The organism is Micromonospora sp. NPDC127501 (genome assembly GCF_040302185.1).
Taxonomy (GTDB): Bacteria; Actinomycetota; Actinomycetes; order Mycobacteriales; family Micromonosporaceae; genus Micromonospora.
In genome coordinates, this window is record NZ_JBEORJ010000014.1 from 97,321 (window position 1) to 124,194 (window position 26,874).

The 26,874-nt window shown below is 73.0% G+C and carries 29 protein-coding genes; 21 read left to right on the plus strand and 8 right to left on the minus strand.

What is annotated here, in order from left to right; all coding sequences use genetic code 11:
• The first annotated feature begins 154 nt into the window (after positions 1 to 154).
• Positions 155 to 1,303 (plus strand): SigB/SigF/SigG family RNA polymerase sigma factor, encoded by a 1,149-nt coding sequence (locus tag ABTW72_RS27645; protein WP_112587482.1) that lies wholly within the window; start codon positions 155 to 157, stop codon positions 1,301 to 1,303.
• Between the two features lie 64 nt (positions 1,304 to 1,367).
• Here the strand turns inward: ABTW72_RS27645 and ctaD are convergent, their stop codons facing one another.
• The 5 genes from ctaD to ABTW72_RS27670 form a co-directional block, all read right to left on the minus strand.
• Positions 1,368 to 3,359 carry an aa3-type cytochrome oxidase subunit I gene (ctaD, locus tag ABTW72_RS27650; protein ID WP_350863447.1) on the minus strand — a complete coding sequence of 664 codons (1,992 nt, stop codon included), beginning with the start codon at positions 3,357 to 3,359 and terminating at the stop codon, positions 1,368 to 1,370.
• Positions 3,360 to 3,483: 124 nt separating this feature from the next.
• A complete protein-coding gene (locus ABTW72_RS27655) occupies positions 3,484 to 4,212 on the minus strand; it encodes an ATP-binding protein (protein ID WP_350863450.1) in 729 nt (242 codons plus the stop codon).
• Positions 4,213 to 4,357: 145 nt separating this feature from the next.
• Complete coding sequence (locus tag ABTW72_RS27660; protein ID WP_350863453.1) at positions 4,358 to 4,816, minus strand: DUF4383 domain-containing protein; 459 nt, start codon at positions 4,814 to 4,816, stop codon at positions 4,358 to 4,360.
• A gap of 83 nt (positions 4,817 to 4,899) precedes the next feature.
• Entirely contained in the window at positions 4,900 to 6,057 is a 1,158-nt protein-coding gene (locus tag ABTW72_RS27665; protein WP_350863456.1) for a glycosyltransferase, read from the minus strand.
• A 79-nt stretch (positions 6,058 to 6,136) separates the two neighbouring features.
• Positions 6,137 to 7,120, minus strand: a complete 984-nt coding sequence (locus ABTW72_RS27670) for a glucosyl-3-phosphoglycerate synthase (protein ID WP_350863677.1) — start codon at positions 7,118 to 7,120, stop codon at positions 6,137 to 6,139.
• A 227-nt stretch (positions 7,121 to 7,347) separates the two neighbouring features.
• Between ABTW72_RS27670 and ABTW72_RS27675 the strand changes: the two genes are divergently transcribed.
• The 8 genes from ABTW72_RS27675 to ABTW72_RS27710 all read left to right on the plus strand — a co-directional run bounded on the left by ABTW72_RS27675 (position 7,348) and on the right by ABTW72_RS27710 (position 16,521).
• A complete protein-coding gene (locus ABTW72_RS27675; protein WP_350863459.1) occupies positions 7,348 to 8,358 on the plus strand; it encodes a Gfo/Idh/MocA family protein in 1,011 nt (336 codons plus the stop codon).
• A complete protein-coding gene (locus tag ABTW72_RS27680) occupies positions 8,351 to 9,439 on the plus strand; it encodes a zinc-dependent alcohol dehydrogenase (RefSeq protein WP_350863461.1) in 1,089 nt (362 codons plus the stop codon). Before ABTW72_RS27675 ends, ABTW72_RS27680 begins: the two co-directional genes overlap by 8 nt.
• A gap of 41 nt (positions 9,440 to 9,480) precedes the next feature.
• Positions 9,481 to 11,289 (plus strand): ABC transporter ATP-binding protein, encoded by a 1,809-nt coding sequence (locus ABTW72_RS27685; protein WP_350863464.1) that lies wholly within the window; start codon positions 9,481 to 9,483, stop codon positions 11,287 to 11,289.
• A 75-nt stretch (positions 11,290 to 11,364) separates the two neighbouring features.
• The gene (secA2, locus tag ABTW72_RS27690; protein ID WP_091408348.1) at positions 11,365 to 13,656 is read left to right on the plus strand and encodes an accessory Sec system translocase SecA2; all 2,292 of its coding nucleotides are present in this window, start codon (positions 11,365 to 11,367) and stop codon (positions 13,654 to 13,656) included.
• A 181-nt stretch (positions 13,657 to 13,837) separates the two neighbouring features.
• Positions 13,838 to 14,578 carry a GAF and ANTAR domain-containing protein gene (locus tag ABTW72_RS27695; protein WP_350863467.1) on the plus strand — a complete coding sequence of 247 codons (741 nt, stop codon included), beginning with the start codon at positions 13,838 to 13,840 and terminating at the stop codon, positions 14,576 to 14,578.
• Between the two features lie 220 nt (positions 14,579 to 14,798).
• Positions 14,799 to 15,284, plus strand: coding sequence for a DUF2231 domain-containing protein (locus tag ABTW72_RS27700; RefSeq protein WP_350863469.1), 486 nt, complete (start codon positions 14,799 to 14,801; stop codon positions 15,282 to 15,284).
• Between the two features lie 206 nt (positions 15,285 to 15,490).
• Complete coding sequence (locus tag ABTW72_RS27705; protein ID WP_350863472.1) at positions 15,491 to 15,685, plus strand: helix-hairpin-helix domain-containing protein; 195 nt, start codon at positions 15,491 to 15,493, stop codon at positions 15,683 to 15,685.
• Positions 15,686 to 15,762: 77 nt separating this feature from the next.
• Complete coding sequence (locus ABTW72_RS27710) at positions 15,763 to 16,521, plus strand: class I SAM-dependent methyltransferase (RefSeq protein ID WP_350863474.1); 759 nt, start codon at positions 15,763 to 15,765, stop codon at positions 16,519 to 16,521.
• A 221-nt stretch (positions 16,522 to 16,742) separates the two neighbouring features.
• Here ABTW72_RS27710 and ABTW72_RS27715 read toward each other — a convergent pair whose 3' ends face one another.
• Both ABTW72_RS27715 and ABTW72_RS27720 read right to left on the minus strand, forming a co-directional pair.
• Positions 16,743 to 17,693, minus strand: a complete 951-nt coding sequence (locus ABTW72_RS27715) for a DUF3500 domain-containing protein (protein WP_350863477.1) — start codon at positions 17,691 to 17,693, stop codon at positions 16,743 to 16,745.
• Between the two features lie 31 nt (positions 17,694 to 17,724).
• On the minus strand, positions 17,725 to 18,072 hold the full coding sequence (locus tag ABTW72_RS27720; protein ID WP_502892255.1) for an ankyrin repeat domain-containing protein: 348 nt from the start codon (positions 18,070 to 18,072) through the stop codon (positions 17,725 to 17,727).
• Between the two features lie 274 nt (positions 18,073 to 18,346).
• Here ABTW72_RS27720 and ABTW72_RS27725 point away from each other — a divergent pair, with 274 nt between their 5' ends.
• The 10 genes from ABTW72_RS27725 (at position 18,347) to ABTW72_RS27770 (ending at position 24,177) form a co-directional block, all read left to right on the plus strand.
• Positions 18,347 to 18,724 carry a signal peptidase I gene (locus ABTW72_RS27725; protein ID WP_091408370.1) on the plus strand — a complete coding sequence of 126 codons (378 nt, stop codon included), beginning with the start codon at positions 18,347 to 18,349 and terminating at the stop codon, positions 18,722 to 18,724.
• A 112-nt stretch (positions 18,725 to 18,836) separates the two neighbouring features.
• Positions 18,837 to 19,292, plus strand: a complete 456-nt coding sequence (locus ABTW72_RS27730) for a cysteine dioxygenase (RefSeq protein ID WP_350863483.1) — start codon at positions 18,837 to 18,839, stop codon at positions 19,290 to 19,292.
• A 41-nt stretch (positions 19,293 to 19,333) separates the two neighbouring features.
• Positions 19,334 to 19,822: a rhodanese-like domain-containing protein gene (locus ABTW72_RS27735; RefSeq protein WP_350863486.1), complete on the plus strand. Its 489-nt coding sequence runs from the start codon at positions 19,334 to 19,336 to the stop codon at positions 19,820 to 19,822.
• Positions 19,823 to 19,872: 50 nt separating this feature from the next.
• Positions 19,873 to 20,418, plus strand: coding sequence for a winged helix-turn-helix domain-containing protein (locus ABTW72_RS27740; protein WP_112625602.1), 546 nt, complete (start codon positions 19,873 to 19,875; stop codon positions 20,416 to 20,418).
• A 247-nt stretch (positions 20,419 to 20,665) separates the two neighbouring features.
• Positions 20,666 to 21,271, plus strand: a complete 606-nt coding sequence (locus ABTW72_RS27745) for a winged helix-turn-helix domain-containing protein (protein ID WP_112587450.1) — start codon at positions 20,666 to 20,668, stop codon at positions 21,269 to 21,271.
• Positions 21,272 to 21,312: 41 nt separating this feature from the next.
• Positions 21,313 to 21,975: a nucleoside/nucleotide kinase family protein gene (locus ABTW72_RS27750; protein ID WP_350863489.1), complete on the plus strand. Its 663-nt coding sequence runs from the start codon at positions 21,313 to 21,315 to the stop codon at positions 21,973 to 21,975.
• A 164-nt stretch (positions 21,976 to 22,139) separates the two neighbouring features.
• Positions 22,140 to 22,538 carry a TraR/DksA family transcriptional regulator gene (locus tag ABTW72_RS27755; RefSeq protein ID WP_091408390.1) on the plus strand — a complete coding sequence of 133 codons (399 nt, stop codon included), beginning with the start codon at positions 22,140 to 22,142 and terminating at the stop codon, positions 22,536 to 22,538.
• Between the two features lie 48 nt (positions 22,539 to 22,586).
• Entirely contained in the window at positions 22,587 to 23,459 is an 873-nt protein-coding gene (locus ABTW72_RS27760) for a DUF72 domain-containing protein (RefSeq protein WP_112587446.1), read from the plus strand.
• A 111-nt stretch (positions 23,460 to 23,570) separates the two neighbouring features.
• Positions 23,571 to 23,756 (plus strand): hypothetical protein, encoded by a 186-nt coding sequence (locus tag ABTW72_RS27765; RefSeq protein ID WP_350863492.1) that lies wholly within the window; start codon positions 23,571 to 23,573, stop codon positions 23,754 to 23,756.
• Positions 23,749 to 24,177, plus strand: a complete 429-nt coding sequence (locus ABTW72_RS27770) for a DUF2267 domain-containing protein (RefSeq protein WP_347661067.1) — start codon at positions 23,749 to 23,751, stop codon at positions 24,175 to 24,177. Before ABTW72_RS27765 ends, ABTW72_RS27770 begins: the two co-directional genes overlap by 8 nt.
• A gap of 42 nt (positions 24,178 to 24,219) precedes the next feature.
• Here the strand turns inward: ABTW72_RS27770 and ABTW72_RS27775 are convergent, their stop codons facing one another.
• Positions 24,220 to 24,993: a DUF72 domain-containing protein gene (locus ABTW72_RS27775; RefSeq protein WP_350863496.1), complete on the minus strand. Its 774-nt coding sequence runs from the start codon at positions 24,991 to 24,993 to the stop codon at positions 24,220 to 24,222.
• Between the two features lie 157 nt (positions 24,994 to 25,150).
• On the opposite strand from ABTW72_RS27775, the gene ABTW72_RS27780 reads away from it, so the two are divergent.
• Positions 25,151 to 25,456: a hypothetical protein gene (locus ABTW72_RS27780; RefSeq protein WP_091408405.1), complete on the plus strand. Its 306-nt coding sequence runs from the start codon at positions 25,151 to 25,153 to the stop codon at positions 25,454 to 25,456.
• Between the two features lie 9 nt (positions 25,457 to 25,465).
• Positions 25,466 to 26,743, plus strand: a complete 1,278-nt coding sequence (locus ABTW72_RS27785) for a cupin domain-containing protein (protein WP_350863499.1) — start codon at positions 25,466 to 25,468, stop codon at positions 26,741 to 26,743.
• The last annotated feature ends 131 nt before the right edge of the window (positions 26,744 to 26,874 follow it).

Below are 26,874 nucleotides of genomic sequence, written 5' to 3' on the forward strand. Positions count from 1 at the left end.
TCGCTGGCTGCGACGGCCTGATTGCGCTGCGTAGAGGCGGTGTCGCCCGCTGGCATCCCAGTCACTGACCCACTTTCCGGCCCGGTGCGTGGCTCGACCACGCGCACGACCGGTTTCCCGATCCGGGCGGGGGACCTTCCTGAGGGAGGCGCGGATGTTCGGACAGACGAGCACGACCACGACCACGACCCCACCACCACCCACCGATCGAGGTCTGGAGGATCTCGACGCGGCGGCGATGGCGTACGCGGCCCGGATCGCCGGGCTGCCGCCGGAGCGGCGGGGGGAGGCCCGGGACGATTTGGTGCGCTTCGCGCTGCCGTTCGCCGGCCGGCTGGCCCGCCGGTACCGGGGGCGGGGGGAGCCGCTGGAGGACCTGGAGCAGGTGGCCCGGCTGGGCCTGGTCAACGCCGTCGACCGCTATGACCCGGAACGGGGCTCGTTCACCGCGTACGCCGCGATCACCATCGTGGGCGAGATCAAACGGCACTTCCGGGACCGTACCTGGGGTGTGCACGTGCCCCGCCGGCTGCGGGACCTGATCCTCGAGGTGGGTCAGGCGACCGCCGCACTCACCAGCGAGCTGTCCCGGGCCCCGTCGGTGGCCGAGCTGTCGGCCCGGCTGGAGACCCCGGAGGAGGAGATCCTCGCCGCCCTGGAGTCGGCGGCCGGCTACAGCCCGGCCTCACTGAACGCGCCGGTGGGTGGGGAGAGCTCCGCCGAGTTCGGGGACCTGGTCGGCGAGTCGGACAACGCGTTGGAGTCGGTCGACGACCGGGTGACGGTGAGCGGCCTGCTGCACCGACTGCCCTGGCGTGAGCGACGGATCCTCGCGATGCGCTTCTACGGCAACCAGACCCAGGCGGAGATCGCCGCCCGGTTCGGCATCTCGCAGATGCACGTGTCCCGGCTGCTGTCGCGGGCGCTCACCTGGCTGCGCCAGGCGATGCTCGCCGACGCGCCGCCGCCGTGGCAGAACGGCGCCGCCGAACCCGACCCGGGCAAGACCCGAATCTCGGTCAAGCAGAACGGCGACTCGGTGGTGGTCGAGGTCGGCGGCGAGATCGACCGCGACGGCGCGGACCAGCTGCGCCGGGCCATGCTGGAGGCGGTCACCGGTCAGCCCAGCGAGGTGGTCGTCGACCTGGTCGGCGCGGGTGGCTTCGACGCCGGTGGGATCGCCGCGCTGATGGCCGGTCGGGACGCGGCCGAGCGGACCGGGGTGCCGCTGCGGCTGACCCGGGTCCAGCCCGCGGTACGCCGTTCGCTCACCGCCGCCGGCCTGGCGCCGGCCCGGGACTGACGCACACTGACGAGCGAAGGGCCGGCACCCCGCTGGGTGCCGGCCCTTCCGCGCGTACCCCTGGTCAGTGCTCTTCGGGGTTGCCCTCGCTGTGCGGGTGGCGCCAGCGCTCGTGCGGCTTCGGCGCGTCCTCGGCGTCCTTCGGTGGGTCGCTCTGCTCGAAGCTCGGCCGGCGGACGCCCTCGGGCTCCGGCACGTCCACCGGTCGGGCGCCGGAGCGCGGCGCCGGTTGGTAGTCGACCGCGTCGCGTGCGCCGTGCGCGCCCTCGGCGGACGGCGACTCCGGGGCGTGGTGCTCCATCCGGAACTCCTCGGCGAGGTGCTGTGGCGGCTTGGTGGTGCGCTGCGGCAGGTCGCGGCCCAGATCGGCGACGAGCGGGCCGTACTTCAGGTCGAACGCCGGACGTTCGGAGCGGATCCGGGGCATCCGGTCGAAGTTGCGCAGGGGCGGCGGGCAACTCGTGGCCCATTCGAGGGAGTTGCCGAAGCCCCAGGGGTCGTCCACCGTCACCATCGCCCCGTACCGCCAGGACTTCCAGGCGTTGTAGATGAAGAACAGCGTGGACAGGCCGAGGATGAACGAGAAGATCGTGGAGATGGTGTTCAGGGTGGTGAAGCCGTCGGTGGGCAGGTAGTCGGCGTACCGGCGTGGCATGCCCTCGTTGCCCAGCCAGTGGTGCACGAGGAAGGTGCCGTGGAAGCCGATGAACATGGTCCAGAAGTGCGCCTTGCCGAGCCGCTCGTCGAGCAGCCGTCCGGTCATCTTCGGCCACCAGAAGTAGTAGCCGCCGAACAGGGCGAACACCACGGTGCCGAACACCACGTAGTGGAAGTGCGCCACCACGAAGTAGCTGTCGTGGGTGTGCCAGTCGACCGGCGGGCTGGCCAGCAGGACGCCGGTGAGGCCACCGAGCAGGAAGGTGACCAGGAAGCCGATGGCGAACAGCATCGGCGTCTCGAAGGTGAGCTGACCCTTCCACATGGTGCCGATCCAGTTGAAGAACTTCACACCGGTGGGCACCGCGATCAGGTAGCTCAGGATGCTGAAGAACGGCAGCAGCACCTGGCCGGTGGCGAACATGTGGTGCGCCCAGACCGTCATCGACAGCACGGTGATGGCGATGGTGGCCAGCACGATCCCGGTGTAGCCGAAGAGCGGCTTGCGGGAGAAGACCGGGATGATCTCGGTGATGATGCCGAAGAACGGCAACGCGATGATGTAGACCTCGGGGTGGCCGAAGAACCAGAAGAGGTGCTGCCAGAGCATCGGGCCGCCGGTGGCCGCGTCGTAGACGTGCGCGTTGAGCAGCCGGTCGGCGGAGAGCGCCAGCAGCGCGGCGGCCAGCAGCGGGAAGACGAGGATCACCAGCACGCTGGTGAACAGCATGTTCCAGGTGAAGATCGGCATTCGGAACATGGTCATGCCGGGGGCGCGCAGGGTCAGGATCGTGGTGATCAGGTTGACCGCGCCGAGGATGGTGCCGAGCCCGGAGACGACCAGGCCGAGCACCCACATGTTCGCGCCCACCCCGGGGGTGTTCTCGACACTGCTGAGCGGGACGTACGCGGTCCAGCCGAAGTCCGCCGACCCCTGCGGGGTGAGGAAGCCGCCGATCACCATCAGCCCGCCGAAGAGGTACAGCCAGTAGGCGAGCGCGTTGAGGCGGGGGAACGACACGTCCGGCGCGCCGATCTGGATCGGCACGATGTAGTTGGCGAACCCGAACGCCGCAGGCGTGGCGAAGAGCAGCAGCATCACCGCGCCGTGCGAGGTGAAGAGCTGGTTGTACTGCTCCGGGGAGAGGATCTGCATCCCCGGGCGGGCCAGCTCGGCCCGCATCACCATCGCCTCCAGGCCGGCCAACACGAAGAAGCCGAAGGAGGTCAGCAGATACAGCAGGCCGATCTGCTTGTGGTCGGTGGTGGCGAGGAACTTGATCAACGAGTTGCCGGGGACCGGTGCGCGTACCGGTCCCGGGAAGCCCCCGAAGCGGGCCGGTGCCAGGATCGCCGGGCCCCGATCTCGACCGGGTTCTGTGGTTACCCGCTTGGGCATGGCTGCTCACCCCGTCGTGACGGCAGAAAGGACGGGCGTGCTCTACCCACCCTCACACCATGTAACCAGCCAACGACGGTAATTTCGGTCAGATCGCCAGGACCGGGGCAAGCACCTCGAACGCTCAGGTTGCCGGCAGCATCGCCCAGACGGCCTTGCCCTGACCGGCCGGCACGCTGCCCCACCGCTGGGTCAGCTCCCGGACCAGCATCAACCCTCGCCCACCCTCGGCGTGCAGGTCCGTCCCGCCCGCACGGGCCTGGGCGCTGCTGCCGTCCACCACCGCCAGGTGCAGGTACGGCCGGCGCAGGGTCACCGTCACCTGCATCGGCGTGCCGGCGTGGCGCACCACGTTTCCCACCAGTTCGCTGAGCACCAACGCGGCCGGGCCGGACGCGTCGGGCAGGTTCCACCGCGCGCACGCGTCGGTGACCAACTCCCGGGCCCGCCGACAGGCCCCGGCCACCGGCTCCAGCCGGGCCCGCATCCGCAACGGGGACGTCGTGCCGGCCAACCGGGTCGCCTCCGCGCAGTCCGCGGAGACCGGCAGCACCCGGCACGTGGTCGACTCGGCCAGCCATCGTGCGGCGACCGGCGACGGGGCGCAGAGCAGCACCGGCACGGCCGGCCACTCCTCGGCCCGGCGGGCGGTCGCGGCGAACACGGACAGCGCCAACCGGTCCTCCACGCTCACCCCGGCCATGTCGACCACCAGCGCCTCCGGCTGGTCGACCAGCGCGTCACAGAGCGCCCGGTGCACCGAGCGCATCGTGCCGAGGTGCAGCGGACCGGTGAGCCGGACGACCGCCACCGGTGCTGTGGCACGCACCTCGCAGGTGATCCCGCTCGACATCGGCGCCTCAATTCGCTGCTGGGTCGGGATCTGCCAACTACCCGAGGCCGTACCCGATCAAACCGGACCGACGGCGGGGCGAGGCAGGTCACGTCCCGCAACCCCAGGTCAGGACGGGGCCGGCCGGTCAGGCCGGGGTCGGCGGTCAGCGACGGGGCCGGCCGGTCAGGACGCCCAGTGCGATCATGCCGACGCCGAGCCCCAGGTGCAGCCAGTTGTCGGCGTCGTTGACCGGCAGCACGTTCGCCCCGGTGTCGTGGTCCACCGCCAGCCCGTAGAGCCAGAGCACCAGGTAGACCGCGCCGCCGCCGATCAGGAACGCCCGAGCGCCGGTGACCGTCCGGGCCAACAGCAACCCCACCACCCCGTACGCCAGGTGCACCAGGTTGTGCAGCACCGACACCTGGAAGACGCCGAACAGGTACGCGCCCGAGTCGTGGCCGGCGAAGCGCAGCGCGTCCATGCCGGTGGTGATCCCCGGCACGAAGCCGAGCACCCCGACCAGCAGGAACAGCACCCCCACCGTCGCCGCCGCGCGACGGACCGGCGGTTTGCCGTCGGCCGGGTTGGGTCGGGCCCGGGAGTGCGCCATCGGTCCGACCATTCCCGGCTCCTCGTCGCGCGGCGGGCATGAGCGCTGCCGCCTACCCGCTGACGCGACCGGCAAACCGGCCGGCCCGCTGTCGGTCAGGCCGGCAGCAACCTCGGCGCGCTCGCCGACTGCCGGACCCGCTCGTACAGTTCGACGTAACGCTGCGCCATCACCGCAGGCGTGAACCGCTGCGCGGCCACCCGCCGACACTCGTCGGGGTCGAGCAACTCGGCGGCGAGGACAAGGTCACCCAACTCCTCCTCGTCGGTGGTGAGCAGCCCGGTACGGCCGTGCTCGATCAGCTCCGGCAGGCAACCCCGGGCGGTGGCCACCACCGGCGTACCGAGGGCGAGCGACTCGACGACCGCCGTGCCGCCCGGCTCCTCCCACCGCAGCGGGAACAGCGACGCGCGGGCGCTGGCGAGCAGGTCGTCGCGCTCCTGGCCGGCGACGGTGCCGATCCAGCGAACGAGGTCACCGTCGACGTGCGGCGCCACCTCGTCGAGGAAGAACCGCACGTCCGGATTCTGCCGGGCCTCGTCGCCGGCGGCGGCCAGGTCGGCCGGCCGGTGGTACGGACCGACGGGGCCGGCCAGCACCAGCGGAATACCGACCCGGTGCGCGAGCCGGGCACCCACGTCCTGCCCCTTGCCCGGGTTGATCCGGCCCAGGATGAGCAGGTGCTCGCCCTTGTCCGGTCGGGGCCGCCGGTCGGCGTCGACGGCGAGCGGCGTGGACAGGTGCACGTGCCCCACCGAGTGCTCCCGCAGAGCCAACGGGGCGCGGGCCAGCTGCGACGCGGAGACACCGTTGACCCGGACCCGGTCGCCGCCGTCCAGGCTGCCGTAGAGAGCCGGGTGCTTGGCCAGGTCCCAGTGCAGGGTGTGCAGGGTCGGCGGTCCGGCCGGCCCCATCGCGGCGAGGGTGGCCAGCCCGACCGCCTCGACGTGATCGTGCACCAGGTCGATGTCGTCGCGGGAGTGCAGCTCCCGGACCACGCCGGCCAGGTGCGCCTGGGCGATGCCGCAGACCTGGTTGTACGGCCGCTGCAACGCGGCGAACTGCCCGTCGGCGAAGACCGAGATCTGCTCGTCCACCGGCAGGGTGCTGCTGCCCACCGAGGCGAGCACCACCCGTACACCGAGTCGCCGCAGCTCCGGCACCAGCGTGGCGATGACGTTCTCGATGCCGCCGTAGCCGGGCGGTGGCACCGACAGCCACGGGCCGGCGTTCATCAGCACGGTGAGGCTCATCGGTCTCGTCCCTTCCGGCCGGTCGCTGTGCCGCAGGTCAGCGACTGCGGGGCTCGCAGAATCGGCGCACTCCTCGCGCTCACGCGGCGGCCACCCGGCGACGGGGCACCCGGTGGCGCAGTTCGGCCAACGGTGGGCGCTCCTCGATGGACACGTCGCTGACCACGATCTCGCGGTCCAGGTTCGGCAGGGTGTCCGAACCACCGCGCCGAAACTGGGTCAGCAACGCCTCCGGCGCGAAACCGGGGGTCGCCCAGCCGCGCCGTTGCAGCCGGGACCAGGCGGTCAACATGATCTGCGCGGACATCCGGCCCAGGGCCGCGGTGTCCTGGTGGCGGTGCTTGCGCTCACCGAGGTCGACCTGCGCCAGCGCGTCCAGCCCGACCAGCTCGAGCAGGTCGATCATCATGGCCGTCTCCACCCCGTACCCGGAGACGAACGGCACCTGGGCCAGCACCTCCCGGCGAGCCGCGTACTCGCCGGCGAGCGGCTGCACGAAGCCGGCCAGCTCGGGCCAGAAGAGGTTGAGCAGCGGTCGGGCCATCAACTCGGTCACCCGACCCCCGCCGTCCTGCTCCACGCTCGCGGTGCCGACCAGGGGCCGGTGGTAGAAGCCCTTCACGAAGTCGACCGACGGGTCGGTCAACAGCGGGCCGAGCAGCCCGCTCACGAAGTGCGGCCGGAACTCCCGCAGGTCGGCGTCGATGAACGCCACCACGTCCCCCTCGGCGGCGGCCAGCCCGGCCCAGAGCGCGTCGCCCTTGCCGGTGAGCCGGGGCAACCCCCGGGTCATCGCGTCCTGACTGACCACCTCCGCGCCGGCGGCACGGGCCACCTGGGCGGTCCGGTCCGTCGAGCGGGAATCCACCACGATCAGTTCGTCGACCAGGGCCACCCTATCCATCAGGTGCTCCCGGATGGTCGACACGATAGCGCCGACGGTGGCCTCCTCGTTGCGGGCCGGCAGCACCACGCTGACCCGGGTCTCACCCTTGGCACGCAACAGCCGACGGGTCGGCCAGTCCGCCGCCGACGTCGTCCGGTACGTAGCCCACGCCTCCACCACCGGCGACACACTCGATGTCGTATCCCGCACGGGCACCCCTCCGTTCGTGCGTGGAAAAACCAAATTTGGTTGTTCCCATTCCTCATCGCGCGCTAACCGCATTCTCGGCAACAGCTTGATCACAGTGGTGACGACAATGCGTTCCCGGGTGATGAACGTTTGATTGCGCACAGCCCAGGGGACTGCTCCCACCGCAGATGAAAAGTCTTCGAAGGGGTGTCGGAATGCGGAACTGCCGGGTGGGTCTGGTCGGAGCCGGCGGCGTGGCACAACGCCACGCGCGGGTACTGGCCGGGTTCGACGACGTCGAGGTGGTGGGCGTCACGGACGTCGCGCCGGAGGCCGCGTCCGCGCTGGCCGCACAGCACGGCGGGCGGGCCTGCGCCGACGTCGCCGAGCTGCTGGCCACCGAGCTGGACGCCGTGTACGTCTGCGTGCCACCGTTCGCGCACGGTCCCGCCGAGGAGGCGGTGATCGAGGCCGGGTTGCCGATGTTCGTGGAGAAGCCCGTCGCGGTCGACCTGAGCACCGCCGAGCGGATCGCCGACCTGGTCGCACGGCGGGGGCTGCGCACCGCCGTCGGCCACCACTGGCGTTACCTGAGCGTGCTCGACCAGGCTCGCGACCTGCTCGCCGACCGGCCGGTGCGGATGGTCAGCGGGGCCTGGCTGGACAAGGTGCCCCCGGTGGCGTGGTGGTCGCGGCGGGACCGCTCCGGCGGGCCGGTGGTCGAGCAGGCCGCCCACGTGCTCGACCTGATCCGGGTGCTGGCCGGCGAGGTCACCGAGGTCACCGCGTACGGCAACGGCACCCCACCGCCGGTCGACGGCGCCGACATCGACTCGGTGACCACCGCCGCGCTGCGCTTCGCCGACGGCGCGGTCGGCACGCTCAGCGCCGCCTGCGTCCTCGGCTGGAAGCACCGCGCCGGCCTGGAGATCCTCGCCGACGGGCTGGCCCTCGCGATCACCGAGGACGGGCTGTCGATCCGCGACGCCGACGGCGAACGACACGTCCCCGCCGACCCGGAAGCCGCCCGGGTGGCGGTGGACCGCGCCTTCGTCGACGCCGTCCGCGGCATCGGCGACGACGTGCGCGTCCCGTACGCCGAGGCCCTCGCGACCCAGCGCCTGGCCCTCGCGGTGGCCGACTCGGCCCGTACCGGCGCCACCGTGCGGCTCGCCGCCGCGACCGCGCCGACGGTGCTCGCCACCGGGGTGACCGTCGATGCGTGACAAGGTCGTGGTGGTCACCGGCCCCGGCCGGGTCGACCTCGTCGAGCAGGACGCCGCCCCGCTGCGCCCCGGCACGTTCCGGGTCGAGACGCTGTTCAGTGGTGTCTCCGCCGGCACCGAGCTGAGCTACGTCAAGGGCACGAACCCCTACCTGAACGTCACCTGGAACGCCGACCTGGGCCTGTTCCAGCCGGGCGAGGCCAGCACGCCCTACCCGGTGACCCGACTCGGCTACATGCAGGTCGGCCGGGTGGTGGAGAGCGAGACCCCGGCCATCGCGGTGGGCACGGTCGGCGCGATGACGTACGGGCACCGCACCGGCTGGCTGGCCGACCCGGTCGCCGAGCGGTTCGTGGCGCTGCCCGACGACCTGGACCCGCTGCTCGGTGTCTACGTCGCGCACATGGGCCCGATCTGCGCCAACGGTCTGCTGCACGCCGCCGCCGACCTGCACGGCACCGACGTCCGCGCGCTCGGCGACGGGGTACGCGGCCGACGGGTCGCCGTCGTCGGCGCTGGTGTCGTGGCGCTGCTGACGGCGTTGTTCGCCCGGCGCAACGGCGCCGCGTCGGTGGTGGTGCTCGACCCCACCCCGCAACGCCGCCAGGTCGCCGAGGCGCTCGGTCTGGAAACCCTCGACCCCGACGCGGACGACCCGGCGGTGGTGCTCAAGACCCGTTGGGCGCACACCGCCGGCGACCGGGGCGCCGACGTGGTGTTCCAGTGCCGGGGGCAGGCGTGGGCGCTGCACCTCGCCCTGCGGCTGCTGCGGCCCCAGGGCACCGTCATCGACCTCGCCTTCTACCAGGGTGGCGCGGACGCGGTCCGCCTCGGTGAGGAGTTCCACCACAACGGGCTGTCGTTGCGCTGCGCCCAGATCGGTCGGGTGCCGCGCGGGCTCGCCCCCACCTGGGACCGCGAACGGCTCTCCGCCGAGACCGTCGACCTGCTCAGGACGTACGGCGACGCGATCCGCAAGCACCTCGTCTCGGCGGTGGTGCCGTTCGACGAGGCGCCCACCCTCCTCACCGACCTGGCCGACCGTCGCCGCCAGGAGCTTCAGGTGGTGCTCGCCGCCTGACCCGCCTTCGCCGCGTGCCGGGGGCGGCTACCGTTCGCGCCATGAGCACCGTGCAGGACCGGCCGCTTTCCGGCGACACCTCGACCGACCGACCGGCCGGCGGCAACCCCGCGGGCCGGTCGGTCGGCCTGTCCGCGTTGCTGCCCTACCTGCGGGAGCACCGCGGCACCCTGGTGGTGGTGGGCGCGTTGTCGCTGATCGGCTCGGCGGCGTCGTTGGCGCAGCCGCTGCTCACCCGGTCGGTGCTCGAGCGGATCGGCGCCGAGCAGGGCGTGTCCCGGCTGGTGGCGGTGCTGGTGGCCCTCGTGGTGCTCGGCGCGGCGATCGGTGGGCTGCGTGACTACCTGCTGCAACGCACCGCCGAGGGAGTGGTGCTGGGCACCCGGCGCCGGCTCGCCGGCCACCTGCTGCGGCTGCCCATCGCCGAGTACGACCGCCGACGCACCGGCGACCTGCTCTCCCGGGTCGGCTCGGACACCACACTGCTGCGCGCGGTCGTCACCTCCGGGCTGTTCGAGACGGTCACCGGGGCGGTGACGGTGGTCGGCGCCGGCACGGCCATGGTGCTGCTCGACCCACTGCTGTTCGGCGTCACCCTGCTCGGGGTGGCGCTGGGGCTGGCCTTCGCCGCCACCTTCGCCCGCCGGGTGCGGGCGCTGGCCCGAGTCGCCCAGGAGCGCATCGGCGAGATGACCTCGGCGGTGGAGCGGGCCATCTCGGCGGCCCGGACCATCCGGGCCAGCCGCGCTGAGACCCGGGAGACGGAGACCGTCACCGGCAGTGCGCGGGAGGCGTACGCGGCGGGGCTGCGGGTGGCCCGGGTGCAGGCGTTGGTCGGCCCGATCGGCTCGGTCACCGTGCAGGGCGCGTTCCTGCTGGTGCTCGGCATCGGTGGCGCGCGGGTCGCCGCCGGGGCGATCTCCGTCGGCGACCTTGTCGCGTTCGTCATGTACCTGTTCCTGCTGGCGCTGCCGTTGGGTCAGGTGCTGAGGGCGTACACCCAGTTGCAGTCCGGCCTGGGCGCCCTCCAGCGGATCGAGGAGATCCTGGCCGTACCCGCGGAGGGCGCGGACGACCGACCGGCGCCCACCGCCGCGACGGCGACCGCGCGCCGCCCGACCCCGATGATCGAGTTCGACCGCGTCGGCTTCGGCTACCCGGGCGGCGAGCCGGTGCTGCACGAGGTCAGCTTCGCGGTCCCCGCCGGCACCCGGACCGCCCTGGTCGGTCCCTCCGGCGCCGGCAAGTCCACAGTGCTGGCCCTGGTCGAACGCTTCTACGAGGTGAGCGCCGGCGCGGTCCGACTCGACGGCACCGATGTACGGGACCTGCCCCGTGACGCGCTGCGGGCCCGGCTCGGCTATGTCGAGCAGGAGGCTCCCGTGCTGGCCGGCACGCTGCGGGAGAACCTGCTGATCACCACCCCGGACGCCACCGACGACCGGTTGCGCGACGTCCTCGACGAGGTCAACCTCGGCCACCTGGTGCAGCGCACCCCGCTGGGCCTCGACGTGCAGGTGGGGGAGGGCGGCGTGCTGCTCTCCGGAGGTGAGCGGCAGCGCCTGGCCATCGCCCGCGCGCTGCTCGCCGGCCCGCCGGTGCTGCTGCTCGACGAGCCGACCAGCAACCTCGACTCCCGCAACGAGGTCGCGCTGCGCCGCGCCATCGACGCCGTGGCCGTCCGCCGGACCCTGTTGATCGTGGCGCACCGGCTGGCCACCGTGGTCGACGCCGACCAGATCGTCGTCCTCGACGGCGGCCGGGTGGTGGCCGTGGGCACCCACGCCGAACTGACCGCCACCGACCCGCTGTACCGGGAACTCGCCAGCCACCAGCTGCTGGTCGGCTGACCGCGCCCCAGGAAGGCCAACTTGCCGGCCGGCCGGGCCGCGCGCACCGCCCGGAATCGCGTACCGTTGCCGCTCATGGGTGTGTCGCAACGGTTCAAGAGCAAGTTCCGGCGGTTCCTCCAGCGCCCCGGCTCGACCGTGGATCTTGCTCCGCTGGAGAAACTGCTCCCGGCGATCGAGGCGCGCGAGGCTGAGCTCACCGCGCTCGACGACGCCGAGCTGACCGCGGCCGCGGGTGCCGCCGCCGGTTACGAGGAGATCTGCGCCGTCGGCCGTGAGGCCGCCCGCCGTGGCCTCGACCAGCGGCCGTACGACGTGCAGCTGCTCGGCGCGATGTCGCTGCTCTCCGGCAAGGTCGCCGAGATGGCCACCGGTGAGGGCAAGACACTGACCGCCACGATCGCCGCGTACGGGCACGTCCGGCTCGGCAACGGCCCGGTGCACGTGCTCACCATCAACGATTACCTGGCCCGCCGCGACGCCCAGTGGATGGAGCCGGTCTACACCCTGCTCGGCCTCACCGTCGGCTGGGTCAACGAGGCCTCCACCCCGCAGGAGCGGCGCGACGCGTACGCCTGCGACGTCACCTACGTCTCGGTCAGCGAGGCGGGCTTCGACTACCTGCGCGACCAGCTGGTCACCGACGTGGAAGACCGGGTGCAGCCGGCGCTGACCACCGCCATCGTCGACGAGGCCGACTCGATCATGATCGACGAGGCCCGGGTGCCGATGGTCCTGGCCGGCGCGGTGCCGGGCGAGCAGGACCCGGTGCACGCCGCCGCCGCGCTCGTTCGCGGCCTGCGCAAGGGCAAGCACTACACGGTCGCCGAGGACGGGCGCAGCGTGGCGTTCACCTCCGCCGGCCTGGCCGCCATGGAGGCCAAGCTCGGCATCGACCTGTACGACGAGGAGCACGTCGCGCAGCTCTCCGCGGTCAACGTGGCGCTGCACGCGCACGCCCTGCTGCACCGTGACGTGGATTACATCGTCCGGGACGGCTCCGTCGAGCTGGTCGACGAGATGCGCGGCCGGGTGGCCCAGCGCCGCCGCTGGCCGGACGGTCTCCAGGCCGCGGTCGAGGCCAAGGAGGGGCTGGACGCCACCGCCGAGGGCGAGGTGCTCGGCACCATCGCCATGCAGGCGTACATCGCGCTCTACCCGAAGGTCTGCGGGATGACCGCCACGGCGGTGCTGGTCGGCGACCAACTGCGGGAGTTCTTCGACCTCGAGGTCGCGGTGATCCCGCCGAACACCCCGTGCATCCGCGAGGACGAGCCGGACCGCATCTACGCCACCCGGGCGGAGAAGGACGAGGCGCTGATCGACGAGATCCAGCGCTGGCACGCCAAGGGGCGGCCGGTGCTGGTCGGCACCCTGGACGTCAAGGAGTCCGAGGGGCTGGCCGCCGGGCTGAACGCCGCCGGCGTGCCCTGTGTCGTACTGAACGCCAAGAACGACGACGAAGAGGCCGCGATCATCGCCGAGGCCGGCGCGTACGGCGCGGTGACCGTGTCCACCCAGATGGCCGGCCGTGGCGTCGACATCCGCCTCGGCGGCAGCGACCAGACCGACCAGGAGCGGGTCGCCGAGCTGGGCGGGCTCTACGTGATCGGCAGCGGCCGGCACGACAGCCGCCGGGTGGACGACCAGCTGCGCGGTCGGGCCGGCCGCCAGGGCGACCCGGGCGGTTCGGTCTTCTTCGTCAGCCTGGAGGACGACCTCGTCGTCCGGCACGCCGCCGACTCGGTGCCGGCCTCGCCGCGGATGAACGCCGACGGTCTGGTGACCGACGAGCAGGTCGACTACGCGGTGGAGCACGCCCAGCGGGTCGCCGAGGGCGTCAACCACGAGATCCACCGCAACACCTGGCGCTACAGCGTGGTGATCGAGCAGCAGCGCAAGGCCCTCGCCGCACGCCGGGAGCGGCTGCTGACCAGCGACGTGGCCGCGGTGATGCTGCTGGAGAAGGAGCCCGAGAAGGCCGGCGAGATGGACGAGGACCTGCTCGCTCGTGCCGCCCGGTCGATCGCGCTCTACCACCTGGACCGGCTCTGGGCCGAGCACCTGGCCGAGCTGTCGGAGGTCCGCGAGGGCGTGCACCTGCGCGCGCTGGGCCGGCTCGACCCGCTGGACGAGTTCCACCGGGCCGCGGTGCCGGCCTTCAACGACCTGATCCCGGAGATCGAGGCCCGCACCATCGCCACCTTCACCGAGACCGAATTTGATGAGGACTGGCAGCCCGACGACGGCACCCTGGTCCGGCCCACCGCCACCTGGACGTACCTGGTGCACGACAACCCGTTCGGGTCCGAGCTCGACCGTCTGATCGCGTCGATCGGGCGGCGGCTCAGCGGCGCCTCGCGCTGACGTATCGACCGTCGGGGCCCCGATCGCGCCTCCGTGCGCGACCGGGGCCCCGATTTACGCCGTTTCGACCCAGGATTCCCAGGGTAGTAGGGCTGGTCGGTCGAGTCGGGAGAGAGCAGACGATGACACAGGTGACGATGCGCGCCGGGCAGGCGCGAGGCGGCACGGAGGCTGCGAACCGGTGAACCTCGACACGCGGGAACCGGTGGTGCACACCCTCGGCGTCCTGGAAGCAGCGGCACTGTTACGGGAGCTGACCGCCGGGCTGATCGCCCTGACCGACTTTGATGAGGCGCTGCTGGCCCTGGTCCGGGTCACCCGGGACGCCGTCGCAGGGGTGCGCTGGTGCGGGTTCACCGCCCTGCGGGCCGGCGAGCCGGCCGGGGTGGCCGCCTCCGACGAGGGGCTGGCCGGGCTGGACGACCTGCGACACGGGCCGGACACGCCCGCGATGAGCGCGATCCACCGCCGCGAGATGATCCTCGCCGCCGACCTGACCGGTGAGCTCCGCTGGCCGGCCTGGACGGCGCACGCCCGCGACCTCGGCGTACGCGGGGTCATCTCCGCACCGGTCGACATCGACGACCAGGTCATCGGAGCGATCAACCTGTACGCCGCCGCGCCGGACCTGCTGACCCCGCAACACCAGTTGACCGCCATGCTGCTCGCCGAACACGCCGGTCTGCTGCTCGCCGCCGTCCGCGACCGTGGCCGGCAGATGACCCTCGCCGGTGAACGGGACGCCTCGCTCCTGCACGACGGGGTGGTGGGCCAGGCCGTCGGCGTGATCATGACGCAGCGCGGATGCCTGCCGGCCGAGGCCCTCGACGTGCTGCGGACCGCCGCCTCGTCGCTGGACATCCCGCTGCGCGAGGTGGCCGAGCGCCTGGTCCGGACGGTCTCCCGCCAACGCGACAACTGACCCCGGCCGCCAGGGCCGCTTGGATCGCTGGCCGCTGGGGTCGGGTCGTCCGCTCGGGCCGTGCGGTCGATCACCCGTCGGTCTGGCCGTCCGGCCTCGGCGGGCGCGGCCACGGTGCCCGTTCTCCCTGCCGGCGGCGAGTCGGGCGGCATCGTTTCGTCTCGACCGGCCCCGGGTAGCACTCTGGTCACGTGAACTGCGCCGACCTGGGGGAGGACCGATGCAGAGCCGGCTGCGGGTGCAGGGGCACCCGATCCAACCGATGCTGGTGACGTTCCCGCTCGGGCTCTTCGTCAGCGCCACCGTCTTCGACCTCACCGACGTGATCGGGGGGCCCGCGTTCCTCGGCGAGGTCGGCTACTGGACCGGCGTCGCCGCCCTGGTCGCCGCCGCGCTGACCACCATGGCCGGCATGGTCGACCTGTGGGACGTGCCGGGCGACCGTACCCGCCGCACCGCAGTCGCCTTCAACCTGGTGAACGCGGTGATGGCCGCCATGTTCCTGCTCACCTGCCTGGTCCGGTCACACTCCCCGCAGCGCGGCGCGTCGGTCGCGATCCTGGTCACCGAACTGGTCGCGTTGGCCGTCGGCGGGGTCGGCGTGCACCTGGGCGCCCGGCTGATGCGTCAGTTCGACAGCGGCCGCGCCGAGGCCGGCGGCCTGGACGCGCTCGCCGGCTCCACCGGCGAGATCGCCCGCCCCTGACCCACCCGTCGGGCCGGCCCGCCGTCACCCGACCGCCGGACGCGCCCGACCCGCTGGGCGCGTCCCCCGACTCGCGAGGTACGCACCCGACCCGCCGCACCTGACCCGCCCGACGCGCCCGACCCGCCGGACACGGCGCCCGGCCGGCGAGTGGCCCTGGTCTGCGGGGCCGGCATCCCTGCGACTGGTCGGTCTAGCATCCCGGGATGACCTCCTCTCTGGACACGCTCCCGAAGATCGGCGCGCCCGCCACCAGGGCACTGCACGGCGCCGGCTACACCGCGCTGCGCCAGCTCGCGGGCGTTCCCCGGGCGGACCTGGCCAGGCTGCACGGCATGGGCCCGAAGGCGCTCGGAATCCTCCAGGCCGCCCTCGAAGAGCACGGGCTCGGCCTCGGCTGAGATCCACCCCGGACACCCCCGGCCGGGCGGCGGCAAATGGGTTGCCGGCCGGGTGGCCGGCCGCGAAGCTGGCCGCCATGACCGCTGAGCGTGACGCCGAGGACCTGATCGCGGAGGCCGCCGCCGCGCCCGTCGATGGTTGGGGCTTCGGCTGGCTGGCCGGCCGGGCCACCGAGGAGCGTCCACCCTGGGGGTACGCCCGGCTGGTCGCCGACCGGATGGCGCGGGCCGACGCGGCGCTGGACGTGGACACCGGCGGCGGGGAGGTGCTCGCCGAGGTGCCGCGTCCACCGAAGCTGCTGACGGCGACCGAGGCATGGCCGCCGAACGTGGAGGTTGCCCGCCGGACCCTACGTCGGGTCGGCGCGTCGGTGGTCGCGGTCGCGCCGGACGGGCCGCTGCCGTTTCGCGACGCCTCGTTCGACCTGGTGGTCAGTCGGCACCCGGTGCGTACCGACTGGGTTCAGACGGCGCGGGTGCTGCGGCCGGGCGGGACGTTCCTGTCGCAGCAGATCGGGGCCGGCACCATGCGGGAGCTCAGCGAGGCGATCCTCGGGCCGTTGCCCCCGCCGACCCAGCGGCACCCCGAGCACGCGGTCGCCGCCGCCGAAGCCGCCGGCCTGCGGGTGGTCGACCTGCGCCGGGCCACGCTGCGGGTGACCTTCGCCGACATCGGCGCGGTGGTCTGGTTCCTGCGCAAGGTGATCTGGACGGTGCCCGGGTTCACGGTCGACCGCTACCGCGCACCACTGCGCGACCTCCACCACCGCATCGCCAACGAGGGTCCCTTCGTTGCCCACGCCCAACGCTTCCTCATCGAGGCCACCCGCCCCTGACGGCCACCCCTGACGGCCACCCCCTGACGGCCACCCCCTGACGGCCACCCGCCCCGGACGGGCACCCCCACCCGTCGATCTTGCACTTTCGGTGCCGGCGAAAGCCACCAACCGGGCAACTCGACCGCCGAAACTGCAAGATCGGCGAGGGCGAGGGCGAGGGCGAGGGCGAGGGCGAGGGCGAGGGCGAGGGCGAGGTGCGGGCTAGGGCGGGCGCGGGGTCAGTGGGGGTGGGTTTGGTGGTGGGTTGCTAGGACGTCGGCGCCGAAGTCGCTGGCGGGGCGGCGCAGCACGGTGTGTGCGTGGTTGCCGTCCGCGGTGGTGTTGTCGTACTCGATCAGCAGGTCGTCGCCCTGCACCCGGTAGTAGTGCCGTCGCCCGGGGTGGGTCGGGCCGGCCCAGGCGAAGTGCAGCGGGCCGGCGTCCAGTCGGGTCGCCTCCCGGATGGCCAGCTCGGGTGGCAGCCGGTCGAGGTAGAGGGCGACCACCTGGTCGAGCAGCGCGCGGCCGGTCGGTCCCAGCCGCTCCGCCGGGACGCCGAGGGGCTCCAGCGGCGCGTCGACCCGCCCGCGGGTGGCGCTGATGATGTCCGCCGGTGCCTCGTCGGCGATGATCGCGGCCGCCCGCTCGGCGGGGCCCAGCGCGTCGAGCAGGGCGCGGGCCAGGTCCTCCTCGACACCGAGGGGGCGGGAGACCGGACGGCCGGCGTAGCGGACCGCGGCCGGATTGGCGCCGAAGAAGATCGGCGCGGGGGAGACCTGACCGTCCACCACTGTCATGTTCACCGACAGGTGGTGCCCTTCGAGTCGCCACGCCCAACGGTCGTCGCGCGCCGGGTCGCCGAACACGGCCACCCAGTAGTCGGCGCTGTGCCGCCCGCGCTGCCAGCCCTCGGCCCGGTCCAGCACCTCCTCCAGCGAGATGATCGCCATCGCCTGTGCGTACGCCGAGGGGCTGAGCGCGGTGGCCAGCAACCGGTGGGCGGCCTTGCGGGCGGTGACGTCGAGCTCGGCGAGGCAGACGCCCGGTCGAGGTCGGGGCCGGTACTCCAGCCAGCGTCGGGCCGCCTCGTCGTCGAACGAGTGCACGGCGCTCTCGCGGGCGGCGGGGTCGAGCGCGGTCAGCAGCGCGGTGGCGGCTGCCCGCATCTGCTCCGGCAGAGGATCTTCCACCGACCCTGTATACCGGCCGGGCGTGCCGGTGTCAGCCGACGCGCAGCAGCTCGGCCATCTCCGGCAGGTCGAAGAAGCGCGCGGTCTCGACGGCCGACGGCTTGCCGTGTGCCGGATCCGCGCCGGCGGCGAGGAGCGCGCGGACCGCTTCGGTGCTGCTGCGGAAGACCGCCGCTGCCAACGCGGTCTGACCTCGGTCGTTTGCCCGGGTGTGGTCGGCGCCGCGGCTGAGCAGGGCGGCGACCGTGTCCGGGTGGGCGTGGTACGCGGCCAGGATGAGCAGCGTGTCGCCCTTGTCGTTGGTGAGGTTGACCGGCAGGCCGGCGTCGATCTGCGCCGCCAGTTCGTCGGTGGCGCCGGCTCGGGCCAGGTCGAACATCCGGTGGGCGAACGCCAGCGTCTCGGCGTCGAGGTTCTCGGTCACCGCTCCAGGATAGGGCGTGTCTCCCGGATCTTCGCCGGCCTACGACGGGCCCGGAGGACGCCCGGCGGCGTTGGCTGGACGTCCGGATACCGGTGTTGTATCCGGACGTCCAGCCGCCTTGCCGGATCGCCGTCGGGGCCTCGTCTCGGCTCGACGAGATCCGGGAGACACGCCCTAGCCACACCGGTCCTGATAGGTTGCTCGGCCGGCGCGCTGGGGGAGGGGTCCGATGGGTGAGACGGTGTACGTGGGCAACGCGGGCGTCGACGGCGCCACCAACGCCGGTTGGCTGCTCGGGCACTTCGCGCCGCCGGGGGAGATCCGGCACAGCACCGACGTCGAGGTGAAGTGGGGCGTGCATCCGCCCGGGGAGGCCCGGTCCCGGTGGGCGACCGGCGAGGTACGCACCACTCTGCTCGTACTCGTCGAGGGGTGTTTTCGGGTGGAGTTGCCGGACCGGACGGTACGGCTGGCCGCGCCGGGCGACTACGTGGTGTGGGCACGTGGGGTGGACCATTCCTGGTTCGCCGAGCGCGCGTCGGTGGTGTTGACAGTGCGCTGGCCCTCGTTGCCGGGCTACCGCGCTGACCCGCCCGTCCTGCGCTGATTCACCCGAGCGGCTGACCTGCGTCCCACCAGACGGAATTACCTACTAAACCTATAGGGTTTGCCGTCTAGAGTACGAGGGCACCCCGCCGAACGACCCGCGAGGAACCGCCATGACGCACCACCGTCCGGAGCCCGACCTGCTCACCGTTGCCGCCGGATGGGCCGACCCGGCCGGCTGGCCGGTCGCGCTGCGTTTCGACAGCGCCGAGCGCTGGTACGCCCGCCTCGCCGTCAGCGACGAGCACGAGGTGTGGGCGCTGAGCTGGCTGCCCGGGCAGGGCACCGACCTGCACGACCACGGCGGATCCTCCGGAGCGTTCCGGGTGGTCAGTGGGGTGCTCACCGAGGAGACGGTCGGCGCCGGTCGACTACGCCCCCGACTGCTGCCGGCCGGCGCGGGCCGCCGTTTCGGCCCCCGGCACGTGCACCAGGTCACCAACCGGGGCTCGGCGCCGGCGGTCAGCGTGCACGTCTACCGGCCGGCGCTGCTGCGGATGACCCGCTATCACCTCCTGGACGGGCGGCTGCGGGTCGCCGAGGTCGCCGAGGCCGGCCGGTCCTGGTAGCCGCGCCCACCGAGAACCCCTGTCACCGGAAGGAACCGAGAATGCAGACAACCGCCGAGCACTGTCCCGCCCCCGTGCCACCACCGGGCTCCCGGGGCATCGACGAGATCCTGGCCGCCGCGCGGGCCCGGCTGCGCCGGCTGGACCCGGAGCGGGCGCACCTGGCGTACCGGGCCGGAGCGCTGCTGGTCGACATCCGCCCGGCTGCGCAGCGGGCCGCGCACGGCGTGGTGCCGGGCTCGCTCATCGTCGAACGCAACGTGCTGGAGTGGCGCTTCGACCCACGCTGCCCGGCCCGGCTGCCGCAGGCCGTCGACTACGACGTGCCGGTAATGATCCTCTGTCAGGAGGGATACACCTCGTCGCTGGCCGCCGCCGCGTTGCAGGACGTCGGCCTGCACCGGGCCACCGATGTGGTCGGTGGGTTCGCGGCCTGGCGGATCGCCGGGCTCCCGGCCCTCGGCCCGACCCCACTGCACCACCCATCTCCCCTCGCGTCCCCGGTCAACGCCGGCTGGGCGCGCCGCTGACCGTCACGCCACACCCGGCGTGGCGCGCGTACCGCCACTCAGGAGGCACCATGTCCGTCGTCGCCATCCCCACGCGCCGTCACCCCGGCGTGCGCCCGCCGGCCCGTCCGCGCACCAGCCCGACCCTGACCATCACCCTCGATCTCGTCCCCGGGCCGCTGAGCCCTCGGCTGGCCCGGCTGGTGCAGCTGCTCGGCGAACTGGCCGAGTCGGGGGAGGGGCAACTGCGTGCCGTGGAGGAGCCCGCGTCGGGGCCGCGACCGGCCCCACGCCCCGCCGCGCCGCCCGCCGCACCGGACCACGTCCGCATCCTGGCCGGCTCGCGGATGGTCCGCCAGGGCGACCGGGTCATCGCGCTGACCCGCATCGAGTACGAGCTGCTGCTGTTCCTGGCCGAGCGGCCCCGCCGGGTCTTCACCCGCCTGCAACTGCTCTCCAGCGTCTGGGGCTACGAGCACGCGGTGGCCCGGACGGTGGACGTGCACGTCCGCCGGCTGCGCGCCAAGCTGGCCGGCTCGGAGGTGGTCACCACCGTCTACGGCGTCGGCTACCGGCTGGCCGACGAGGCCCCGATCAGCGTGGATCACAGCAGCTGAGCCCTGGTCCGGCGGCGATGTGACCGCCTGGTGAACCGGTCGGGGACCCCCGTAACGGGGCATCTCGACGACTCTGCTGTAATCATCAGGCCTCGTACGCAGAGCGAGCATCTGGCTCCGATGTGTTCGTCAATTGTCACATTCATGCAACGCAGCCGCCTCTTGACCCTCGCCCAGGCGCCGGGAAGCATCGATGAAGCGGCGTCCCGGGCCGTGGGGAGATACCCGGACCAGCCCAAGGAGGACCATGTCGGTCAGCCCCGCCTCGTCGCGCGCCGGATGGCATACGTCCCAACCCGCGGTGCCCGGTCGACCTCCCGGCGGTCAGCGTCGCCCGGCGAACACCGCCGCGCCCGTGCTCACCGTGACGCTGTCCATCCCGCTGGCCTGTGAGGAGTCGCTGACCCCGGCTGCGCGCCGGCTGTTGGAGGCCGCTCGCGAGATGCTGGAGCGGGGCGAAGGCGTGATCATCGGCTCGGTTCCGGCCGAACGCCGCCCCGACCAGGCGCCCGCCAACCGGTCGCCGGCCCGCCCGATCAGCCCGACCATCCCCGCCCTGCACATCCTCGCCTCGTCGCGCTCGGTGCTGCGCGACGAGGAGCCGCTGCCGCTGACCCGGCTGGAGTTCGACCTGCTGCTGCACCTGGTCGCGCACCCGCGCCGGGTGTTCACCCGGCTGCAACTGCTCAACGCCGTCTGGGGCTACGAGCACGCTGGCGTGCGCACCGTCGACGTGCACGTGCGTCGGCTGCGCGGCAAGGTCGGCGTGGACGTGCCACTGGTCACCACCGTCTACGGCGTGGGCTACCGGCTGGCCGACGACGCCCGGGTCACCATCGACCGCAGCGGCTGACCGGCGGCACCCACGTAGCCGGCGCGGGGCAGGATGGTCCGGTGCGCATCCGCCCCATCTCGCCCGACCTGCTCGTCACCGAGCTGACCGGCCGGCTGGCCGACGCGGCGACCCGCGCCGCGAGCGCCGCCGCCGGGCCCGCGCGGCTGCGGGTGGCCGTGGACGGCGCCCCCGCCGCCGGCGCCGACGAGCTGGCCGCGGCGCTGGTCGACCCGCTGCGCGCCCAGGGCCACCCGGTGCTGCACGTCCGCGCCACCGACTTCCTGCGCCCCGCGTCGCTGCGCTTCGAGTTGGGGCGCACCAACCCGGACTCCTTCTACGAGGCCTGGGTCGACGAGGCCGGGCTGCGCCGCGAGGTGCTCGACCCGGCCGGTCCGGGCGGCAGCGGCCGGCTGCTTCCGTCGCTCTGGGACGCCGACGCCGACCGGGCCAGTCGCGCCCGCTACGTCGACCTGGCACCCGGCGGCGTCGTTCTGGTCAGCGGCTCGCTGCTGCTCGGCGGCGGTCTGCCCTTCGACGTGACCGTCCACCTGGAGTTGTCCCCGGCGGCGCTGCGCCGGCGCACCGAACCGGCCCAGCAGTGGGCGCTGCCGGCCTTCGACCGGTACGCCGAGGAGGTCGTCCCGGCGAGCTTCGCCGACGTCGTGGTACGCGCCGACGACCCCCGCCGACCGGCGCTCGTGGAACCCGGCGGCGGCGACTGACAACAACCGAGAATTCGTCGGTTTGCGCGCCTGATCCGGCGGGTACTCGCCCGGCTCACAGAGCGCGGGTGATCGCCCGCGCACCGAACGCGACCGTGACCGGGGCCCCGCGCCGCCGGCACCCGGTTCACCTTGAGCCACAGGCCCAGGAAAGGCAGGCAGCGATGCTCGTCCACGACACGGTCGGTACGACCCGGTCCCAGACGGAGATCGATCAGATCCGGCAGTCGCTCCAGGCGCGCTACGACGAGCTGACCGCGGAGTACGACCAGGCGGTGCTCCAGAGCCAGGTGCTGCGGCTGGTGGAGGTCGGCGACACCGCCGGCGACGACCAGGCCGACAGCGGCACCAAGACCGCCGAGCGGGACACCGCCCAGTCCCTGTTGCGCACCATCCTCGACCGCCGCGCCCAGTACGAGCACGCCCTCGGCCGGCTCGAGGAGGGCACCTACGGCTGGTGCGAGGGCTGCTCGGCGGCGATCCCGGTGGAGCGGCTGGAGATCTTCCCGTCCGCCACCACCTGCGTGACGTGCAAGCAGACTCGCGAGCGGCGGGCGGCCTGAGCCACCCCAGCGGTTGCCGGTCGGTCCGCGACGCGATGGACTTCCACAATGGGTGACATCCTCGTGGGCACCGCGTCCTGGACCGACCGCACACTGCTGGACTCGGGCTGGTATCCGCAGACCGCCGATACCCCGGAGAAGCGGCTGGCCTACTACGCCCGGCAGTTCCCGCTGGTCGAAGTGGACGCCACCTACTACTCGCCGCCCGCCGAGGCGACCGCGCGGCTGTGGGCCGAGCGCACCCCGGCCGGCTTCACCTTCAACATCAAGGCGTTCAGTCTGCTGACCGGGCACCCCACCCGGGTCAGCGCGCTCTACAAGGACCTGCGCCCCGAGACCGACAAGAAGAACGTCTACCCCGACGACCTGCCCGCGCAGTCGTACGAGGAGGTGTGGACGCGCTTCTTGTCCGCGCTGGACCCGCTGGTCGAGGCCGGCAAGCTGGGCGCGCTGCTGTTCCAGTTCCCGCCCTGGTTCACCATCAAGCGGGCCAACAAGCAGTACCTGCTGGAGGTGGCGAAGCGCTGCGCGCCGCTGCGCCCGGTGTACGAGTTCCGGCACGCCTCCTGGTTCGACGGCGACAACGCCGACGAGACCCTGGCGTTCCTGCGCGAGCACAAACTGCCGTACGTCTGCGTGGACATGCCGCAGGGCCACCGCTCGTCGCTGCCTCCGGTGCTGGCCGCCACCGCGGACCTCGCTGTCATGCGCTTCCACGGGCACAGCGACAAGTGGACCAGCAAGGACATTCACGAGAAGTTCGGCTACCACTACTCCAAGCGGGAGTTGGCCGACTGGGCGCCGAAGCTGCGCGAGCTGGCCGACGAGGCCGGGCAGACCCACGTGCTCATGAACAATTGCTACCGCGACTACGCGCAGACCAACGCGAAGACCCTCGCGGGTCTCCTCGACGCCGGCTGACCTCACCCGATCCGGGTGGGGACGACTCACCCCACCCGCAGGGAGTGTGGACGCGGTGGGTACGGCCGCCCGAGGACGGCCGACGCCGGAGACGACACGGAGGTGACGGGGATGACGGTTCGAGTGGTGACGGATCGACGGCGTGGTGCCGTCCTGCACGTGGTCGGCGCGGCCGACAACGCCCGGCGCGCCCCGCAGGGCAGCCCGGTGCGGCCCCGCCGTGGCCCGGTGGGGCCGCCGCGCCGCGCCGACGACCGACGGTGGGACACCACGGAACGGGGGTCGACCGATGGCTGACTCGATGATCTCAGCGTTCGAGTCCTCGCTGGACAAGACGAACCTCATTCTCAAGGACATCGAGAACGCCTACGGCTGGCCGAAGGAACGGCGCAACCAGTCGTACGCGGCCCTGCGCACGGTGCTGCACCTGCTGCGCGACCGGCTGCCGGTGGACGAGAGCGTGGAGTTCGCCCAGCAGTTGCCGGTGCTGGTGCGGGGCATCTACTTCGACGGCTGGGTGCCGTCCGACGTGCCGATCAAGCTCAACCGTGACGACTTCCTCTACGAGGTGCGGCAGGGCTTCCCGTACGACGCGGAGGGTGGTCCGGAGCGGGTGACCCAGGTGGTGTTGGACACGCTGCGCCGCCACGTCACCCAGGGTGAGTGGCAGGACGTGAAGGACACCATGCCCAAGGACCTCGCGACGATGATGCCGTGACGGCCTGACAGCGCGAGCCCGCCCGATCGCCGTCGGGCGGGCTCAGTCGTCGGCAGCCTCGGCGGCGGTGGGCACCCGCGACACCGGGTGCCCGGCCCGACGGGCCAGCGCGGCGAACGCCACGGCGTCCACGATCGCGGCCCCGCCCGGATCGTTGTTGAAGTAGACGTACGCCGGCTCGTCCGCGCCGAAGGCGTCGGTCAGCCGACCCACCCAGGACCGCAGCGCGGCCCGACCGTAACGCGGCCACGGCCGCGCCCGCCCCTCGTGCAGCCGCAGGTAGCCGAAGTCGGTGGTGCGCCAACGGGGGGCGACCGGGCGGCCCAGCCGGTCCGCCCAGACCAGCGCGGCCCTACGCCGCTCCAGCACCGCCCGGGTGGCGTCGGTCCACCAGGAGGGGTGCCGGGGCTCGACCGCCACCCGCACCTGCGTCGGGAACAGTCGCAGCGTCGCGTCCAGCGCCTCGACGTCCGCCCGCAGGTTCGGTGGCAGTTGCAGCAGCACCGGGCCGAGCCGGTCACCGAGCGCGGTGGCGCGGTCGAGGAACCGGGCCACCGGCTCCTCCGGGTCACGCAGTCGCTTGATGTGGGTGAGGTAGCGGCTCATCTTCACCGCCACGCAGAAATCCGCCGGGGTGCGCGCCCGCCAGGCGGCGAAGGTGTCCCGCTCGGGCAGCCGGTAGAAGGCGTTGTTGACCTCGACCGTGGCGAACCCGGCCGCGAAGTGCTCCAGCCAGAGCCGGTGCGGCAGCCCCTGCGGGTAGAAGCGGCCGCGCCAGTCCCGGTACTGCCAGCCGGACGTGCCCACCAGGATCACCACCCCATCCTGGCACTCTCCGCCGCCGCTCGCGAACTGCCCGTGTCGCCCCGGTTCGGCGTCTACGGTGAGGGTTAGAGAAGATCGCGCGTGGGGTACCACCCGCAGCACGACGGACCCCGGCGTACGGCGGGGCGGCACACCCGAGGGAGTACCGATGGCACTCAACGATGACGACATGCAGACCACCGGCGGCGGCGGCGCGGAGGGTCCGGCCGACGGCGGCGCGACCCCCGGTCAGCACGACGGTGGCGCCGATGGCGGCGCGGAAGGCCCCGCCGACGGTGGTGCCACCCCGGGTCAGCACGACGGTGGCGCCGACGGCAGCGCGGAGGGTCCCGCCGACGGCGGTGCCACTCCCGGTCAGCACGACGGTGGCGCTGACGGTGGTGCGGAAGGCCCCGCCGACGGTGGCGCCACTCCGGGGCAGCAGGACGGTGGCGCTGACGGCAGCGCCCGGTAGCGGCTCGCCATGACGTATCTCGACCCGCCGGGCGGCCACCACGGCCGCCCGGCGGTTCCGTCCGCCGAGGCCACCGCGGCGCTGGCCCGCTGCGTCTCGGTCGAACCGGCCAAGTTCGCCGCCGCGCACTGGGGGCACACCCCGCTGCTGTCCCGCGCCGCCGAACTGCCCGACCCGGCCGGCTTCACCGACCTGCTCAGCCCCGCCGACGCCGACGAGCTGCTGAGCCGGCGCGGCCTGCGTACCCCGTTCCTGCGCGTCGCCAAGGACGGCCAGTTGGTCGCGGCGTCGCGCTGGACCGGCGGCGGCGGCGCGGGCGCCGAGATCGGCGACCAGGTGCTCGACGAGCGGGTCCTGGAGCAGTACGCGTCCGGCGCCACCCTTGTGTTGCAGGGGCTGCACCGGATCTGGCCGCCGCTCGTCGACTTCGCCCGCGACCTGGGCCTCGCGCTCAACCAGCCGTTGCAGATCAACGCCTACCTGACCCCGGCCGGCAGCCAGGGCTTCGCCACCCACTACGACACCCACGACGTGTTCGTGCTCCAGGTCGACGGCCGCAAGCACTGGCGGATCCACCCGCCGGTGCTGCCCGATCCGCTGGAGAAGCAGCCGTGGGGTGGGCGCGCCGACGAGGTCGGTGCCACCGCGCAGGGCCCGGCGGCGCTGGACGTGGTGCTCGCCCCCGGTGACGCCCTCTACCTGCCGCGGGGGTGGCTGCACAGCGCGCAGGCACAGGACGCCAGCTCGCTGCACCTGACCGTGGGGATCCGCGCGCTCACCCGCTACGCCCTGGTCGAGGAGTTGTTGGCGTTGTCCGCCGAGGACCAGCGGCTGCGGGCCAGCCTGCCGTTCGGCACCGACGTCGCCGACCCGGACGCCATCGAGCCGGAGCTGACCGAGACCGTGGAGGCGTTGCGGGACTGGCTGCTGCGCGCCGACCCGGGCGCGGTCGCCGCGCGGCTGCGTCAGCGCGCCTGGCCGGCAGCCCGTCCGGCACCCATCCGACCGCTCGCCCAGGCCGACGCGGTGGCCGCGCTGGACGCCGACGCCCGGGTCACCCTCCGGCCGGGCCTGCGCTGGCAGTTGGTACCGCACGGGTCGGACACTGTGGCGCTGCGGCTCTTCGACCGCACCATCACCCTGCCCGCTTCATGCGAGGCGGCGGCTCGGGTCCTGCTCAGCGGCGCCGTCACCCGGGTCGGTGACCTGCCCGGCCTGCCCGACGACGCCGACCGGGTCACCCTGACCCGCCGGCTGCTCCGCGAGGCCGTGCTCGTCCCGGCCTGAGGCCGGCGGTTGATCGACTCGGTTTTCAGGAAGTCGCGGTGTCCGAACGGCGAGGACAGCGCGGTTTTCAGAAAGCCGAGTGGATCACCTCGTCAGCGCGCGGCAGGGCCGACCCGGCGGGGGCGACCAGT